Below are 588 nucleotides of genomic sequence, written 5' to 3'. Positions count from 1 at the left end.
GTCGTGTATCTGGTCACGCGCGGCCACGGCCTGCCGGCGTCGCTGCTGCCCGCGATCAGCCCGATCGACGTGCATCCGACGACACCGTCCACGACCGAAGGAGCCGGCGATGAAAAGTAACGGCCTGCTCAAGTGGCTGGTCATCCCCGTGCTGGTTCTCGCGGTGTGGGGGCTGATCAAGACGTGGACAGCACACCGCGCGCCGCGCGCGAATTCGAACACCGCCTCTGACACGCTGACACCCGCCGAGCTCAAGGCCCTCGGCATCGAAGGCGATACGCCGCACGACACGGTCGCCACGCTGGTCGGTCAGGTGAAAGCGCTGCGCGGCGAAATCCAGGCAACGGTCAACGACAACCAGGCGCAGCGCGCCGAGAACGAACGACTGCATCAGCGTGAAAGCGACATCAATCAACGCATCCAGAACGCGGTCAACGCCGAGCGCGATCGCCTGCATGACGAACGTGATCAGACACAAAGCGACAAGCAACAGACCCAGGGTCTGCTGCAAGACCTGGAACGCCGTCTCGACACGCTCGATCACAAGAGCGGCACCGATCTGCCGGTGGGCCTGGGGTTGCGCGATGG

The 588-nt window shown here is 64.6% G+C and carries 1 pseudogene; it reads left to right on the top strand.

Annotated elements, in window-relative coordinates:
• Positions 1 to 109 precede the first annotated feature (109 nt).
• Positions 110 to 588: pseudogene (locus ACU8YE_RS24030) on the top strand (TIGR03752 family integrating conjugative element protein); the annotation flags it as partial.

Source organism: Ralstonia sp. VS2407 (assembly GCF_052950655.1).
The sequence above is the reverse complement of the archived record's forward strand: the minus strand, read 5'-3'. Positions and strand labels throughout refer to the sequence as shown.